10 protein-coding genes and 1 pseudogene are annotated in these 15,912 nt (G+C 69.8%); 2 read left to right on the top strand and 9 right to left on the bottom strand.

Annotation, left to right across the window (positions count from 1 at the left end):
* The first annotated feature begins 29 nt into the window (after nucleotides 1-29).
* Entirely contained in the window at nucleotides 30-872 is an 843-nt protein-coding gene (locus tag QFZ47_RS15260; protein WP_370880637.1) for a hypothetical protein, read from the top strand.
* Here the strand turns inward: QFZ47_RS15260 and QFZ47_RS15255 are convergent.
* The 9 genes and pseudogenes from QFZ47_RS15255 to QFZ47_RS15215 all read right to left on the bottom strand — a co-directional run bounded on the left by QFZ47_RS15255 (nucleotide 829) and on the right by QFZ47_RS15215 (nucleotide 14,743).
* Nucleotides 829-1,590, bottom strand: a complete 762-nt coding sequence (locus QFZ47_RS15255; RefSeq protein WP_307656427.1) for a glycosyltransferase family 2 protein — start codon at nucleotides 1,588-1,590, stop codon at nucleotides 829-831. The two genes, QFZ47_RS15260 and QFZ47_RS15255, sit on opposite strands and share 44 nt — an antisense overlap.
* Before the next feature lie 22 nt (nucleotides 1,591-1,612).
* Nucleotides 1,613-2,110 carry a hypothetical protein gene (locus QFZ47_RS15250; protein ID WP_307656426.1) on the bottom strand — a complete coding sequence of 166 codons (498 nt, stop codon included), beginning with the start codon at nucleotides 2,108-2,110 and terminating at the stop codon, nucleotides 1,613-1,615.
* A gap of 133 nt (nucleotides 2,111-2,243) precedes the next feature.
* A pseudogene (locus QFZ47_RS15245) lies at nucleotides 2,244-2,804 on the bottom strand (radical SAM protein); the annotation flags it as partial.
* Nucleotides 2,726-3,496: an MBG domain-containing protein gene (locus QFZ47_RS28935; protein ID WP_442480563.1), complete on the bottom strand. Its 771-nt coding sequence runs from the start codon at nucleotides 3,494-3,496 to the stop codon at nucleotides 2,726-2,728. The gene QFZ47_RS28935 and the pseudogene QFZ47_RS15245, both read right to left, overlap by 79 nt.
* A gap of 589 nt (nucleotides 3,497-4,085) precedes the next feature.
* On the bottom strand, nucleotides 4,086-7,973 hold the full coding sequence (locus tag QFZ47_RS15235; protein ID WP_307656425.1) for a two-partner secretion domain-containing protein: 3,888 nt from the start codon (nucleotides 7,971-7,973) through the stop codon (nucleotides 4,086-4,088).
* A 7-nt stretch (nucleotides 7,974-7,980) separates the two neighbouring features.
* Nucleotides 7,981-9,693, bottom strand: coding sequence for a ShlB/FhaC/HecB family hemolysin secretion/activation protein (locus tag QFZ47_RS15230; protein ID WP_307656424.1), 1,713 nt, complete (start codon nucleotides 9,691-9,693; stop codon nucleotides 7,981-7,983).
* A 410-nt stretch (nucleotides 9,694-10,103) separates the two neighbouring features.
* The gene (locus tag QFZ47_RS15225) at nucleotides 10,104-12,248 is read right to left on the bottom strand and encodes a CHAT domain-containing protein (protein ID WP_307656423.1); all 2,145 of its coding nucleotides are present in this window, start codon (nucleotides 12,246-12,248) and stop codon (nucleotides 10,104-10,106) included.
* Nucleotides 12,249-12,392: 144 nt separating this feature from the next.
* Complete coding sequence (gene katE / locus QFZ47_RS15220; protein WP_307656422.1) at nucleotides 12,393-14,579, bottom strand: catalase HPII; 2,187 nt, start codon at nucleotides 14,577-14,579, stop codon at nucleotides 12,393-12,395.
* On the bottom strand, nucleotides 14,576-14,743 hold the full coding sequence (locus QFZ47_RS15215; RefSeq protein ID WP_021005272.1) for a hypothetical protein: 168 nt from the start codon (nucleotides 14,741-14,743) through the stop codon (nucleotides 14,576-14,578). The genes katE and QFZ47_RS15215 overlap by 4 nt, the downstream gene beginning before the upstream one ends.
* Before the next feature lie 335 nt (nucleotides 14,744-15,078).
* Here QFZ47_RS15215 and QFZ47_RS15210 point away from each other — a divergent pair, with 335 nt between their 5' ends.
* Complete coding sequence (locus QFZ47_RS15210; RefSeq protein WP_307656421.1) at nucleotides 15,079-15,897, top strand: transglutaminase-like domain-containing protein; 819 nt, start codon at nucleotides 15,079-15,081, stop codon at nucleotides 15,895-15,897.
* Nucleotides 15,898-15,912: the final 15 nt, after the last annotated feature.

The following is a 15,912-nucleotide window of genomic DNA, read 5'->3' as shown; positions in this document are numbered from 1 at the left end:
GCCTCTTCAACCACCCTTCCGACCACGCCATGCTCGACACCGCCGCCCTCAAGGGCCTCCGCCCCTTCGTCGCCACGCCCAGCTACAGCGGCGCCATGACCAGCCTCTACGTGCGCAGCCTGCTGGGTCTGGTCAACGCGGCCTGGACGCATGGTTTCGCCATGCAGACGCGCTTCCTCGACGGCGACAGCCTGCTCACGCGCGCGCGCAACCGGCTGGTGGCCGAGTTCATGGCCGATGCGCAATGGACGCACCTGTTCTGGATCGATGCCGACGTCGGCTTCACACCCGATGCGGCGCTGCGCCTGCTGCTGTCCGGCCGCGACGTGGTGGCCGGCGTCTACCCGCACAAGAACGACGGCTGGCCGGCCCAGGGCCTGGCGCGGCCGCTGCCGGCGGGCGCCACGCAGGCCGATTTCGACGCGCTGCATGCGCGCTATCCGCTGAACCTGCGCCACACGCCCACGCAGGCCGACGCGGACGGTTTTGTCGAGGTGCTGGACGCGCCCACCGGCTTCATGCTCATTGCCCGCGGCGTGTTCGAACGCATGGCCGCGGCGATGCCGGAGCTGCGCTACACCCCCGACGCCGGCGAACACGCCCATGCGCACCTGCCGCACTGGCGCTTCTTCGACACCCAGTTCGAGCCCGCCACCGGCCGCTACCTGAGCGAGGACTTCGCCTTCTGCCGGCGCTGGCAGCAACTGGGCGGCCAGGTGTTCGTCGACCTGCAGTCGCGGCTGTCGCACCAGGGCCTGAAAACCTGGCACGGCGACCTGCCGCGCGCGCTGGGCGCCACCGGCAGTGCCGGCCTTGCGCGCGAAGCCGTCACGCCTGCCGGGCCGGCGGATCGAAGGTCCAGCGCACCCTGAGCAGGCTCCACAGCTCCTCGGGCGTGAGGCCCGCGCCGGCCGCTCCCAGCAACTCGTCGTGCAACCCTTCGGGCGGCAGCGGCAGGCCGGCCTGGAGATAGGTGGCCCGCCAGTGCGATTCGTACAGCACGGTGTACTGCTGCGTCCAGCGCACCCGCAGCCCGTGGTGCTGCATGAGCCAGCACATCGCCCGGTCGCACACGGGCGTGAGCGAACGCGGCAGTTGCGACCAGGCGCCCCAGAGGAAGCCGGCCGAGCGGGCCAGGCTGATGCAGTTGGTGTCCACGAATTCCGCCTCCGGCACCTCGCCCGGCGGAACGATCCGCAGGTGCTCGTGGCCCGGCAGGAACATGTACCGCGACGAGAACACCGCATCGACCGGACGGCCCCGCGCCTGCGCCTCGGCATAGGCCTGCACCACCGAGGCGACGTGGTCGGGCAGGAACAGATTGTCCGCGTCCAGGAAGCACACCACGTCGGCGCCGTCGGCCAGCGCGCACAGCGCGCCGATGCCGCGCGGCGTGCAGCCGAAGTTGGCGTTGCCGTGCGGCAGCGGGATGTGCCGCACCTGCGGCCACTCGGCCAGCAGCTCGGGCTGCGCAAGGCCGTCCGCCACCATGTAGTGCACCACGTGCGGATGGTCCTGCGCGCGCACGCTCTGCATGCAGCGGCGCAGCACGGCAGGCGGCTCGCGGTGATAGGGGGTGACCACAGCCACCCTGAGCGGCGCGCCGTGCAACTCAGCTCCCGCGGTCCGCCAGTACGGGAATGGTGCGGGCCGCGGGCCGCGGCGCGGGAAAGAGCGGGACCTCGCGGCGCGACGCGCAGGTGCTGGTCTCCCTGCGCACGCTGTGGCTGATGCCGCAGAACTGGTTGCACCCGCGCATTGCCGCGCGGATGAACTCCGCCTCGCGCCAGAACAGGCGCAGGTCGCCGGGCCGGTCCAGTTGCATGCCCGGAAAGCTGCCCGAGAAGCACAGGCGCGCCACGCCGTAGTGGTCCACCATGATGTTGCGCTCGTAGGTGCTGCAGATGTGTTCCGGCGTGCGTGTGTGCGAGCCCCAGCCGCGCGCCGCGTCCGGGCAGGCGCGCAACGTCGAGAAGTACATGTGGACCTGGCGCAGCCAGACCGGGTTCAACCCGAGACCGAAGCGCTGGTCGCAGCGGCGGATCACCTCGACCAGCCGGTCCGGATCGACGTCGCGATGGGCCGCGAAGAAGGGGTCGACCAGCTCCATCTGGCCGAAGCTGGGCTGCAGAAAAGTTCAGCTTGAGCTTGTCGGCGCCCAGCTCGTCCAGCACGAAGGCATGGAAGTCCTCCAGCTCGAGGTAGTTCTCGTCGAAGATGAGGCCCATCACGTTGATCTTCGTGTCGCTGCCCGGCGCGCGCGCCCGCGCCGCCAGCAGCAGGCGCAGCGCACCGGCCGCCTTGCCGAAGGCCCCCGGCACGCCGCGCGTGCGGTCGTGCAGGGCCGCCCGATGGCTGTTGAGCGACACCGAGATGCCGCGCGGGCCCTCCCGGATCATGCGATCGGCCATGGCCTCGTCGCGCACGCGCGTGCCGTTGATGACCGACAGGCAGCCCAGGCCCAGCTCGCGGCAGCTGCGCGAGATGTGGAAGTAGTCTTCCAGGTCGAGCATGCTCTCGCCGCCGCAGATCACCACGCTGCCCTGGGGATTCATCCCGGCGAACTCCGCCAGCAGCTCGCGCCGTCGCGCGGGGCCGAGGTAGCGCGCACGGTCGGCGTCGTCGAGCTTCCAGAAGTCGCAGTGCTCGCAACGCAGGTTGCAGCGCTTGTTGGTCTGGATGAACAGGAACAGGGGCGGCGGCAGTTCCACGACCAGGTCCGCTCTCAGAAATCCGCGCAGCCGTTCTTGCGATCGGTGGCCACGCAGCTGGTGAGGTTGGGCCGCGAACGCACGCGCGACCATTCGCGCGCCAGCAGGTCGTCGCCCTGCTGCGAACGTTCACCCTCCAGCGGTCCGGTGGCAAAGCAGATCGGCGGCGCACCGAGGTTGCGGTCGAAGGTGTAGGTGTTGGTGTTGGGCAGCTCGCGCACCAGGTCCGCGCTCGGGAAGTCCGGGCGGCGCAGGTTCGCCGTCACGGTCAGCGTCCCGGGCACCACGTCCACCGCGTAGCCGGCCGCCGAGGTGAAGCTGCCGTTGATCGCATAGCGCCCCGCGGGGCTGAAGATGCCGGCCAGGCTCGTGGGCGTGCCCAGGAAGCCGGCCGTGCCGTCGCCCAGGATCAGCCCGCCGATGGTGAAGCCGAAGGGCGGGTTGGCCATGCCGAAGGGCCGGCTGGCGTCGCCGATGACCACCGTGACCCGCGGCTGCTGGGCGTAGATGAAGTGGTTGTCGCCCGGCGTGATGCTCACGGTGCACAGGCCCAGGTAGGCGCAGTGGAACAGGTTGGGCGTGGCGCCCGAGCCGGCGATGCCGCCGCGCGACTCGCCCACCCAGGTGTCGGCCCAGATGCGCCAGGGCGCGCCGCCGATGCTGCCGCCGCCCGCATTCTGGAAGCGCGCCGCGGCCACCAGGTCGGTGCCCGAGGTGCTGGTGACGGCGGTGTCCAGCGTGAGGTCGCCCGAGAGCGTGCGCACGAACACCGTGTCGGCCGCCATCGAGGTGGCCGACACCACCTGCGGCCGGTTGGTGCCGGCATCGAAGCCGGTGACCGACAGCGCGCCGATGCGCACGCCGTCCACGTCCTGGTAGCGGAAGGCGCCGGCAGCGCCGCCGCCCAGCGTGTTCTCGCTCACGTTGTTGGCCGCCCGGTCCAGCAGCACGCTGCCGCGGCTGGAGCGCGCCAGCAGGTGCTGGGCGGTGATCGGCGCCTTCGCCGTCTGCGTGATGTCGCCGGACGACAGCAGGCCCAGGCGGTCCGCCGTGACGGCGCCGTTCAGTACGATGCCGCCGGTGCCGGCGCCCTGGCCTTCGTTCTGCAGCGTGAGGGCGCCGCCGCTCGTCAGCGCGCCGGCCACGGTGATGGTGCCTGCGTGCGTGTTGCTGCCCACCACCACGCTCGGCGCATTCAAGCGCGACATCAGCGCATCCGACAGCGTGAAGCCGGGCCCCGCCGCGCCGCCGACGGTGATGCCGGTGGCCGTGGCGTCGAAGGCGTTGAGCGCCGTGTCCATGCCGCCCGGCCGCAGGTTGATGACGCCGGCGGCGCTCACCGGCGCGTCGATCACCAGGGCGGGCACGGTGCCGTCACTGGCCGCACGCAGCACCAGGTTGCCGCTGCTTTGCACCTGCGGCGCCGCACCGGGACCGCCGGCCGGCGTCGTGCCGGCCTGGATCGACACGCCGGGACTGGCCCGGCTGGAAGCGCCGGTGAGCTCGATGCTGCCGCCGCCCGTGGTGGCCAGGCGGGCGCCGTCTTCCAGCCGCACGCCGCTGTCGGTGCCGTCGAACACGTTGCCGTCGAAGCTGCCGCGCAAGGCGATGTTGCCGCTGCCAGCGGTGATGCTGCTGCCGCCGCGCACCAGCACGCCGTGTGTCGCCGCGAAGGCCGAGGACGGATTGGCTCGCGCCACTCCTTGCACCAGTACGTCGCCGCTGGTGGTGGAGATGCTGCTGGCGACGTTGTTTCTGCTGCGGTCGATCACGACGCCGGTTCCGGCGGAAAACGACGGATTGCCCACGCCCGTGATGCCGATGTTGCCCGTGGAAGCGGCAATCTGCGAGCCGGTGATGCGCACGCTGCCGCTGACGATGCCGACATTGCCTCCGGCGCCGGCATCGGATTGGCCCACCCGCGTGTCGATCACTGCTTCGTCCAGGCTGACCAGGCCCGTGGGCGCACCGGGCTGACCGGTGGTGATGGACACGGCGCCGCCGCCGGTGTCGATACGGGCGTTGCCCAGGTTCACCGCGCTGTTGGCATGCATCGTGACGCTGCCACCCTGCGTGGAGATAGCGGCCACATCGGCGGCCGAGCTGCCCTGGAAGAGGATGCTCCCGAAGGTACCGCCGGCCGTGCCCGCGTTGAAGATCACGTCCATCGGCCCGCTGGTCGAGCGGATGGTGGGTGCCAGCCACGAGGAGGAGAAGGTGCGGCCGATGTTGCTGGCCGCGTCCAGCTGGAAGAACACCGGCGCTGCGCCGGTGTTGCGCTCGATCGCCATGCCGCTGTCGAAGTTGATGTTGCCCGCGTCGGTGCCGCCGGTGCCGGTCGTGATGGCCACGCTGGTGCCACCGTTGAGGGCATTGTTGATGTCGCCGTCCTGGATGGTCGAGGTGGCCACCGGGTCGAAGGGGATTGGTGGGCAGCGAGCCGCTGGCCGTCCCGTGCCCGATGGTCACGTCATAGGGGTCGACGATCCAGCGCCCCGCCAGGCCGGCCGGGGCCGAGGCGTCGACGCGGATGCCTCTCACATCGAACGAGCCGCCCGATGTCTCGATCGTGCCGCCGTTGCCGCCGGCGCTGCCGCCCCGGGCCTGCAGGTCGCCGAAGGCGCGCACCGAACGCTCGCCCACGACGGTGATGCGGCCGCCGTTGCCGCTGCCCAGCGCGTTGGCCAGCAGCGTAAGGTTCGGGCCGATCGAGACCACGCCCGAATTCTCGTTGCCGGCGCCGGGCGCGGTCGTGCCGCGGATCTCGATGCTGCCGCCGCCGCCCGCGCCGCTGGCGTCCGCCAGGCCGCTGGCGTCGGCCGTGGATTGCGCGAGGATGTTGCGCCCCGTCACGCCGATGCTGCCGCCCATGCCGGTGGTGCTGGCAGCGTCGAGCAGCGTGCCCTCGAAGGCGCCGGCTGTCAGGCCCACATCGCCCGTGCCGGCCGCGATCCGGATGCTGCCGCCCGCGGCATGCAGCCCGTCGGTCTGCTGGGACGACGAAAGCCGCACACCAAAGGGCGTGACCGTCGCGTCCAGGGGCGCGAAGGCCAGCGCCGCGCCGTTGCCGTCATAGCCGAAGCCCGCGCTGCCGGCCGTGCCGGTGATCGCGATGCTGCGGCCTGCGCCGGCCTCGACCCGCGTGCCGTCGATCAGCACGCCATTCGAGGCGCCCACCGTGAAGCTGGAGCCGAACGCGGCGGCTTGGGTGCGCAGGCCGGTGGCCATGCCCGACAGGTCGCCGCCCTGGCCCGTGATGCGCACATTGCCGCCGGTGGTCAGCTTCGCGCCGGTGATCCGTACGCCGGCGCCGTCCGGGGGCTCGCCGACCGGGCCGCCGCTGGTCCAGTCGCGCACCGTCCCGGTCACGGCGATGTCGCCGCTCGCCGAAGACAGTGCGACCGAATAGTCGTCGCCGTTCAGCCGCACGCCCGAGCCTCCCGCGGCGCCGCGGCCGGCCAGCGTGATGCCGCCGGCCTGCGTGCTCAGCGTGCTGTCGCCGTCGATGCGCACACCGTCGGTGGCGCTCAGGAAGCCGCTGCCCACCTCGGCGGTGCCGCCCTCGCCGCGCAGCGAAATGCTCCCCGCGCCGAGCGTGCTCAAGGTGCTGCCGCCCAGCCAGACGCCGCTGCGAATATCGCCGGCGCCATCGGCGTCCGGGCCCTTGACCTGCCCGCCGATCGCTCGACCGTTGTCGCTGTCGCCCTGCCCGAAGAAGCGGATGTTCCCGCCGTTGGCATCGATGCGCGCGCTGTCCAACCGGATGGCCGCCGCAATGCCGTTGGCCTGGCCGACCTCGGCGGCGGCCAGGCCCTGTGCATCGGCATTGAACTCGACATTCAGCGCGCCGCTGGTGGAGGCGATCGTTGCGCCCCCATCCTCGACCGCCCAGCGCATGTCGATGTTGCCCACCGAATTCACGCGCAGCGTGGCCGTGCCGCCGCCGTCCTTGATCACCTGGGCGCCGGGCTGGAACACGACGGCGTCGTTGATCTGCGCCACCTTGCTGGACGAACGCGTGGTCAGCGTCACGTCGGTGCCCTGGCTCAGCGCCTTGCCGATGACGCTGGCCGCGATGTTGCCGGAGTTGCCGTCGGCCACGATCGAGAGATTGCGGCCCGCCTCGGCCGTCCAGCTGCCGTTGGCGCCGCCTGCATTGCCGCCGGCATCGATCTGCGTGCCCGCCAGCACATTCAGGCTGCCGGCCGTGGTGCGAATGCTGCCGCCGGCCACGCCAGCCGCACTGCCGCGCGCATCCAGCGTGCCGCTCACCTCGAGGCCCGCCCCACTGTCGACCGTTGCGCCGATGGCCTCCAGCACGATCTCGCCGCCGCGCTCGACCAGCGAACGCGCGCGCACCGTGCCGCTCTGGTTGACCACCTGCTGCACCAGCCCGGAGGCGCCCACCAGCACCACGCGCCCGCCGTCGGCCGTGATGGAGCCGGTGTTCATCACCAGCGCCTTGGTGGTGGGATCCGTCGCCTGCACACTGGCCACCGACGTGTTCATGAGCCCGCCTTCGAGCGGCACCGTGAACTTCGTGAGCCCGTCGCCTTCGAAGTCCAGCGTCACCCGGGCGCCCGACACCAGGCCCGCCGAGCCGCGCGCCACGTTGATCTGGCCTTCGTTGCGCACCAGCGCGCCGATCAGTCCCACCGTGCCGCCTTCGCCCACGTTGATGATCGCGCCTGGCTGGACCGTCACGCGGGCAATGCTGTTGGCATCGTTGATGCCGCCACCGAACACCAGCTGGCCGCCCTTGCCCACCACAGTGCCGTCCTTGGCGATCTGGCTGTCGCTGATGTCCAGCGTGGAGGCCACCAGCCCGCCGACGTTCACCTGGGCGCCGCTGCCGAAGAGAACGCCCGAGGGGTTGACCACGAACACATGCCCGTTGGCCGACAGCGTGCCGTTGATGACCGACTGCTCGATCACGCCGCCGCTGCCCACCACGCGGTTGAGCATCACGCTCGCCGCGCCCATCTGCTGGTTGATGTCAAGCGTCTTGCCGCCGGCCAGCGAAAACGCATTCCAGTTGACGATGGCGTTCATCGTGCTCTGGTTGAGCCTCTGCATGGCCGCCGTGCCGTTGGGAGCGACGCCCACGTTGCCGAACACCACGGTGCCGCTCTGGGGAAAGCCCGTCGGCAGATTGAGCTGCGCCCAGGCCGGCACCATGCCCATGCAGGCCAGCGACAGCACGAGCGGCCGCACGCGCCAGTGCCGCGGCAGGGCTTTCGCGGAAAGATCATGGTTTCTCATGCTGCCCTCAGAAGGTCTTTAGCGCCTGCACGTACAGCCGCGGGTTGTGCCCGCCGCCGTCGGTGCGCGCCGGGTCGGTGCCGGCACGCCAGGCCAGCGTGGCGTTGATGGTGAAGTTGCCGGGCCGCGTCCAGCTCAGCCCGATGCCCGCGCCGCGCAGGCTGCGCGAACCGGGGCTGGCGTCGAAGATCGTCGGGCTCTTCGTCTGGCGCCCGCGCGCCGCGTCGTAGAACACGAAGGGCGTGAACTCGGCGTCGAGCGACCAGCGCCATTCCACGGTGCCGATCAGGCCCTGGTCCACCAGCAGTTCGCCCGATGGGTAGGCGCGCACGGCACGCGCGCCGCCCAGCGAGAGCTTTTCCGAAGCGTCGAGGTTCTTGCTGGCCCACTGGCCGCCCAGCGCCAGGTACAGCGAGTGCTGCGGCAGCACCGCCTGCAGGCGCGAGAACTGGAAGGTGGCCTTGGTGAAGCCGCCTTCGGTGCGGTGGCCGCCCAGGCCCTGGTCGGTCAGCAGGCTGTCGGCATCGCGGATCGAGAGCCTGCCGTGATAGAGATTGCCGGTGCTGGCCCAGTAGCCGCCGCCCAGCCAGTCGTCGCGGCGCTCCCAGGTCCAGCCCAGGCCGAAGCCGCGCACCCGCTTGCGCGCCGAGAAGTCGACCGCCGTGTACTCGTCGGTGAGCTTCTTGCTGTCGGCCGACAGGCGCAGGAAGAGATTGTGCTGGCGCTGGCGGATCAGCGGATAGCTCAGCGAGACGTCGAACACGTCGGCCTTGCCCTGCGCGCCCAGTTCCGAGAACTCGCCGCCCAGTTCGTAGTTGACGCGCGCCAGCCCCACGCCGGCGCGCAGGCCGCTGCTGCCGATGGGCGCCTCGTAGGCGATGCGGCCGAACTGCAGCGCATTGCCGTTGGAGACCATGGCGCGCACGTCCAGGTTGTCGCCGATGCCCAGGGGGCTCGCCCAGCGCATCGTGCCGCCAAGGCGGTAGCGGCCGGATTCCTTGGTGCCGTGGTTGTCGGCCTCGGCCGCGAAGGCCCAGCGCGGCGCCGCCGCCACTTCCACCGAGAGGTCGGTGGTGCCCGGCTGCGTGCCTTCCTGCAGCGCGGACGAAACCTTGATGCCGGGCTGGTCCGACAGCAGCAGCATCGAACGCTCGTAGGCCGGCGCGTTCACGGCCTCGCCGGGCTGCAATGGTGCAAGAAAGCCGCGCACGCGCGCCTCGCCGATGGGAGCATCGGGCGCCACCAGCACCTCGACCTTGCCGATCCGGCCTTCGATGACGCTGATCTCGACGATGCCGTCGCGCACGGTCTGCACCGGCACCACGGCCTGCGCGAGGAAGTAGCCGTGCTCCTTGTAGCGCGCGGTGATGGCCTGCGCCAGGCTTTCGAGATCGCCGAGCGTGACGTCGCGGCCGATGTAGGGCGCGGTGATGCTCTGCAGTTCGTCGTTGCTCAGCGCCTTGACGCCATTGAGCCGCAGGTCGTTGAGCTTGAACTTGGCGGCGGGCGGCTGCGGCGGCGCGGGCAGGCTCTGCGGCGCCACGGTGCCGGTGGCCTGCGCGAGCGGGCGGTCGCAGCTGCCGCAGGGGTCCTTGGTGGGCAGCAGCGCATTGGCGTCGGGTTCTGCTGCATGCGTACGCTGGGCGGCAACAAGCAGCGTTGCGCTCACCAGGGCGGTGACGGCAAGGGCGATCGGTGTGGAGCGTTGGGTGGCGCGCATCTCAGTGCTCCGTTGCGCTTTGCTGTTGTTGTGGGCGCTGCTGTTCGGGGTGTTGCTGTTCGGGGCGCTGCTGTTCAGGGTGCGCTCCCGCCGACGGGGTACCTTGCTCCGCGAATGTCCTCCGGCCTGCGGCCTCCCCCTTGATTTCGCTGCGCAAGGCACCCCATCGACGGGAGCGTTGGACAGAGCGGTCGTTGATCAGCCAGCACAAGAGCCGCGCTTCTCGTGCACAGGGCATCGGGTGCTCCCCGCAGCGAAATAAAGGAGGAGGCCGAAGGCCGGGGGACATTCGCGGAGGGGAGTACCCGGTGGCCTGTGCACCCGCCCTGAACAACGGCAAAAAGCGCCCCGAACAGCGCACTTCAAACACAACGCGACGAACAGACATGGCAGTTCTTCTTTTCATGTCATCAGCTCCCAACGGTCAGACGCCAGTTGCCGATCAGGTTGAACGGCGCCCAGAAGAAGGGGTGGGACATCTTGGGATCTCTCAGCACCGCCAGCTGCCCGGCCTGCATGGCCTTCTGGATGTCGCGGCCCTTCGAGAGCTCGCCATAGAGCGTGCCCATGAGCACCGCCGTCGCGTCGTCCGACACCGGCCACAGCGATGCGATCAGGCTCGAGCTGCCGGCCGAGAGAAAGGAGCGCGTGAAGCCCAGCACCTCGTCTCCCTGCGCGATGCGCCCGAGCCCCGACTCGCAGGCCGAGAGCGTGACCAGCGCGGTGCCATCCATCGGCAGGCCGAGGATCTCGTGCGCCTCCAGGAAATTCTGCTTGCCGCCCTCGTTGGCCAGCAGGATGCGCGAGTACAGCGGATCGACTGCGTCGGCTTCGGCGTGCGCCGCCACGTGCATCAGCGGCGAGCGCGCGGCCACGTCGCGGAACTGCGTCTTGGTGGCCGCGGCACCCATGTACACGGTGTTGCGGGGAAACAGCTGCGCCAGCTGCTTCACCTCGACCTCGGCGCCGGGCAGGTCGTACTTGTCCTCGATGCGCGGATTGCCGAAGGCGGTGAGCGATGCGCTCACGCGCGGCGTGCGCTGCGCGAGCTGCACGGCAATGCTGATGGAAGGCGCCACCGCCACCGGATGGGTCTCGATCACGTAGCGCCCGTCGAGCCGCAGCGCCTGGAACGGCAGGTAGTGCAGCGGCCCGTGCGGCACCACGATCAGCCGCTGCCCCGGCGCCAGGCCCAGCGGACCGAGCAGCGCCGCGCCGAGCTTGTCGGCATTGGTGATGGCCGCGCGGCGGCCGCGCACGATGGAATTGCGGAACACCTCGACCAGCTCGGTGAGTTCCTCGCGGCGCACGGCCACGGTCTTGGCCTCGATGCCGGCCGGGCTCACGACCCACACCAGCAGCCGGTCAGGCAGCGAATGGAACTGCACCACGCGCTCGTCGGGCGCGAGCGTGCCCTGCAGCGTGGCAAGGTCCACGGTGTTCGCGGCGCGCTCGTTGATCTTCGCGCGGCCGCGCACCGCATCGAGCAGTGCGCGCGAGCGGCTGCGCTCGCTCACCTCGAAGGCCTGGCGCGCATCGCCCGCATCGCTGTAGATCGACACGCCGCGCTCGAACACCGACTGCAGGTCCGAGAACAGGCCCATCTTGAATTCTTCGCTGCGGAACCTGGCGCGCACCTGGTCGATGCCGCCCAGCGCGTGCGCCACGGCCTCGGCCGCGGCCTGCTTCTGGCCCAGCGCGAGCTCGCTGCGCGCGACGCCGTCCCAGGCCCAGAGGCGGTAGTACTCGGTGTCGGTGCCGACCTGCCGCGCAGTGAGCGCGCGGTAGAGGTCGCGCGCTTCGGCGGGCTTGTTCTCGGCCAGCAGCAGCCGCGCGCGGGTGCGGTCGAGCTGGGCCGTGAGCGGCGCATCCCTGGGTGGCGCCATGCCCGCGAGCACTTCGCGCGCCCTGGCGGCGTCGCCCGATTCGATCAGCGCATTGACGAGCGAAGCCTGCACCAGCGGCGCATAGCGCGGCGAGCTGTTGGCCAGCGCCTCGTCATAGCTGATCACCGCGCCCGCGTAGTCGCCGCGGCGCGTGCGCACGTCGCCGATCACCTTCTGCACCGGGCCGACCACCAGCCTGGGGTCGCGTGCCGGATGCTTGAGCGCCTCGCGCGCAAATTCCTCGGCCTTCTCGAGCTGGCCCGAATAGCTGTAGACAATGGCCAGGTCGCGGTTGGCCATGGCCAGCAGGTTGGGATCGCGCGTGGCGTTGGCCAGGTGCAGCGCCTTGCTGGCGGCACGCACGCTCTGGCGGAATTCGCCGGCCTCGGCCAGCGCCACGGCCTGGCTGCAGTACTGGTAGCCGGAGAGCTTGACCGCGTCCTGCCCGTAGAGCACCGCGCCCTCGCTGGTCAGGGCCAGCAAGGTGTCGGTGTCGGCCAGCCGGGCCTGCTCCATCCTGCCGGCCGCGGCCTCGGCGTTCGGCGCCTGCTGTGCCGATGCCAGGGGGCCATGGCCCAGCAGAAGAATGGCTGCCAGCCCCAGCGCACCCGCGACCCCTGCACGACGTGCCGAGCGCTCCCACCCCGTTCTTCTCGAAAACCACGTCATTGGACCCCCGCGCGCGGCCCGTGTGCCCGCGGTTGCGGGGGTCGACGCCGCGGAAGTGCGCGCCGTTCAGGCCTCGTGGGGAAAGTCTAGGAGCGGGCCTGCGGCCCGCCTATTCGCAAGAAGGCCTAGCGCGAATGGACTACGTCAAGCAGGGATGGCGTCGATGTTGACGCGGTCCCAGTGCCGGTGCTTTGCAATCGCTGCGATGAAGTCCTGCGCGATCTGCGTCGCCGCGCTCGTGTCGCCGAGGTTGGTGACCGGCGTGGCCGCGACGATGACGCCCGCGGGTGCGTCCCCCTGCTGCGCGTTCGCGCTGATGCCGAGCGTGGAGAGCAGCTGCACGCCATCGCCCACGGTGCAGATGGCCTTGCAATGCTTGTACGCCTCGAGCACGAAGTGCACGGCATCGCCCGTGCCTGCCAGCGCCGCAACGCCCTGGGCGCCACCGGGAATCAGCACGGCGTCGAACACGACCGACGGCCCGTTGGCAAAGGTCATGTCGACGTCGATCTGCCGCTTCGACGCGCTGGCGATGGTGCCCAGGCGGGCGCCGACCACCTTGCACTTGCCGCCGGCCGCCTCGAGCGCATCGCGGATCGGCTTGAGCGAGGCGGAGTCGATGCCGTCGGCCGCGAGGATCGCGATCTTGCGCGTGCGGATCGAGCCGTCGCCGGTATCGGCCATGCTGAGCGCGGGCGACTCCTCGATCGGCAGGGTCATGCGGTGCTCGCGGAACCCCGCGCGGCCCGCGGCCGCCTTGGCGTCCGGCGCGCCGATGCCCAGCGGCTCCGCCACGCGGCGCGCGAGCTTCTCGTCGACATGCGCCAGGTTGTCGACCATGCGCTGGCGAATGGCCGGTACCTCGACCTTCGAGAGTTCGAAGCGGAAGGCCGCAACGATGTGCTCCTTCTCGGCCGCGCTCTGGCTGTTGAAGAACAGCCGCGCCTGCGTGAAGTGATCGTCGAACGACGGGCTGCGCCGGCGGACCTTGGGCGACTCGAGCTCGTCGGGATGCGACTGGAAGCCGACGCTGCCGCCGTCGACCCTGAACTCCTTGCCGTCGCCCAGCGAGTTGGGCTCGTAGGCCACCTGGCCGCGCGCGATGGTCTGGCGGTGCATGCCGTCGCGCTGGAAGTTGTGGAACGGGCACACGCTCTTGTTGATGGGCAGCTCGTGGAAGTTCGCGCCGCCCAGGCGCGAGATCTGCGTGTCGGTGTAGGAGAACAGGCGCCCCTGCAGCAGCGGATCGTTGCTGAAGTCGATGCCCGGCACCACATGCCCCGGATGGAATGCCACCTGCTCGGTCTCGGCGAAGAAGTTCTCGGGATTGCGGTTCAGGACCAGCCGGCCGATGCGCTGCACCGGCACCATCTCTTCGGGGATCAGCTTGGTGGGGTCGAGCAGGTCGAAGCCGAGCGAACTCGCCTTGTCCTGCGGCACCAGCTGCACGCCGAGTTCCCACTCGGGGAAGTCGCCGTGCTCGATGGCTTCCCACAGATCGCGGCGATGGAAGTCCGGGTCCTTGCCCGCGATCTTCTGCGCCTCGTCCCATGCCAGGCCGTGGATGCCGAGCTTGGGTTTCCAGTGGAACTTCACGAAGTGGCTCTCGCCGCGCATGTTCACGAAGCGGAAGGTGTGCACGCCGAAGCCTTCCATCATGCGCAGGCTGCGCGGAACGGCGCGGTCGCTCATCGCCCACATCAGCATGTGGGTGCTCTCGGGCATGAGCGAGACGAAATCCCAGAAGGTGTCGTGCGCGCTGGCGGCCTGCGGCATCTCGTGGTGCGGCTCGGGCTTCACGGCATGGATCAGGTCGGGAAACTTCATCGCGTCCTGGATGAAGAACACCGGGATGTTGTTGCCCACGAGGTCGTAGTTGCCCTCGCGCGTGTAGAACTTGACGGCGAAGCCGCGCACGTCGCGCACCGTGTCGGCCGAGCCGCGCGAGCCGGCCACGGTGGAGAAGCGCACGAAAACGGGCGTCTTCGCGTCCGGGTCCTGCAGGAAGTCGGCGCAGGTGAACTGCGACATCGACTTGTAGACCTGGAAATAACCGTGCGCCGCCGAGCCGCGCGCATGCACCGCGCGCTCGGGAATGCGCTCGTGGTCGAAGTGCGTGATCTTCTCGCGCAGGATGAAATCTTCGAGCAGCGTGGGCCCGCGCACGCCGGCCTTGAGCGAATTGTGGTTGTCCGGGATCTGAAGACCCTGGTTGGTCGTCAGATGGGGCGCATGATCGGTCGCGAAGCCATCGAGTTGCTGCTGCTTGGCATTGCTGCCGTCCGTGGCCTTCGAGCGGCGGCCGGCGGCGGCCTTGTTCTGAGGCGTCATCGAGGGTCTTTCATGGGAGGGTCGGCTTCGTTGTCGATAAAAAGGTCCAGCACGTTCACCAGCGCAATCAGGCAGATGAAACCCGCCACGGCGGCCACCACCCAGAACAGGATTTCATCCCCCCAAGCACCGGTGAGTGAATCGAACAGCGACGACAGATCCATGATTCGCTCCAGCAGATCAGATTGAACGACTCGATGCTTGCGCTGCGGCCCCCATGAAGCCACGAAAGCCGGGCCCGGGGAGCAGTTGCGAGCGAATCCAAAGGTTATGTTTTTCTCAGACTGTTACCCGTAGTGGCTGCTCGCCCTCGCTTGTGGGAGAGCGGGCGCCTGCGGAGTAGGAGCGCACCGACAGTACTTGGCTGCCGCCTACGCGGATTGGCGTCTCGGCCCGCATCCGCGCCGCGTGCGCAGCCTTAGCATCGAACGCAGGCGGCACGATGCCTGCTTGCGCATCCATGGACAACACACATTCAGCACACAGGGAAGACAGAAACATGCAGATCAAGATCGGTTTCGACATTGAACTCGCCGTCACGGCCCCCACGGCACTGGTCTACATGCTGCATGTCCACCCCTCGCGCGCAGCGGACCTGCAGGACGGCGAGCACGTCACCATCACGCCGCCGCTGCCTACCGACTACTACGTGGACAGCTTCGACAACCACTGCGCGCGCGTGCGGATTCCCGCGGGCGTGCAAAGCGTGCGGCTGCGCAACCATGCGGTGGTGTTCGACCCGGGCTGGGCCGATCCGGTGGACTACGGCGCCGTCGAACACGCGGCGGCGGACCTGCCGGTGTCCACGCTGCCCTTCGTGCTGCCGAGCCGCTACTGCGAGGTCGACAGCGAACTGCTGCAGTTCGCCTGGAGCAATTTCGCCAATGTGGCGCCCGGCTGGCACCGCGTGCAGGCCATCTGCGATTTCGTGCACGAGCACCTGCGCTTCGACTACCAGAACGCACGCCCCACGCGCACGGCGCTGGAGGGATTCCGCGAGCGCACCGGCGTCTGCCGGGATTTCGCGCATCTGGCCATCACACTGTGCCGCTGCATGAACATTCCCGCGCGCTATGCCACCGGCTATCTCGGCGACATCGGCATTCCGCCCGTGCCCTATCCCATGGATTTCAGCGCCTGGTTCGAGGTGTACCTGGGAGAGCGCTGGTACACCTTCGATGCGCGCCACAACGTGCCGCGCGTCGGCCGCATCGTGATAGCGCGCGGGCGCGACGCGGCCGACGTGCCGATCACCATGGTGTTCGGCGCCAACTCGCTCAAGCGCTTCGAAGTGACGACCGACGAAGTGCCGCAGTAGGGCCGCAATAGGGCC

Source organism: Variovorax paradoxus (genome assembly GCF_030815975.1).
Taxonomy (GTDB): Bacteria; Pseudomonadota; Gammaproteobacteria; order Burkholderiales; family Burkholderiaceae_C; genus Variovorax; species Variovorax paradoxus_N.
The sequence above is the reverse complement of the archived record's forward strand: the minus strand, read 5'-3'. Positions and strand labels throughout refer to the sequence as shown.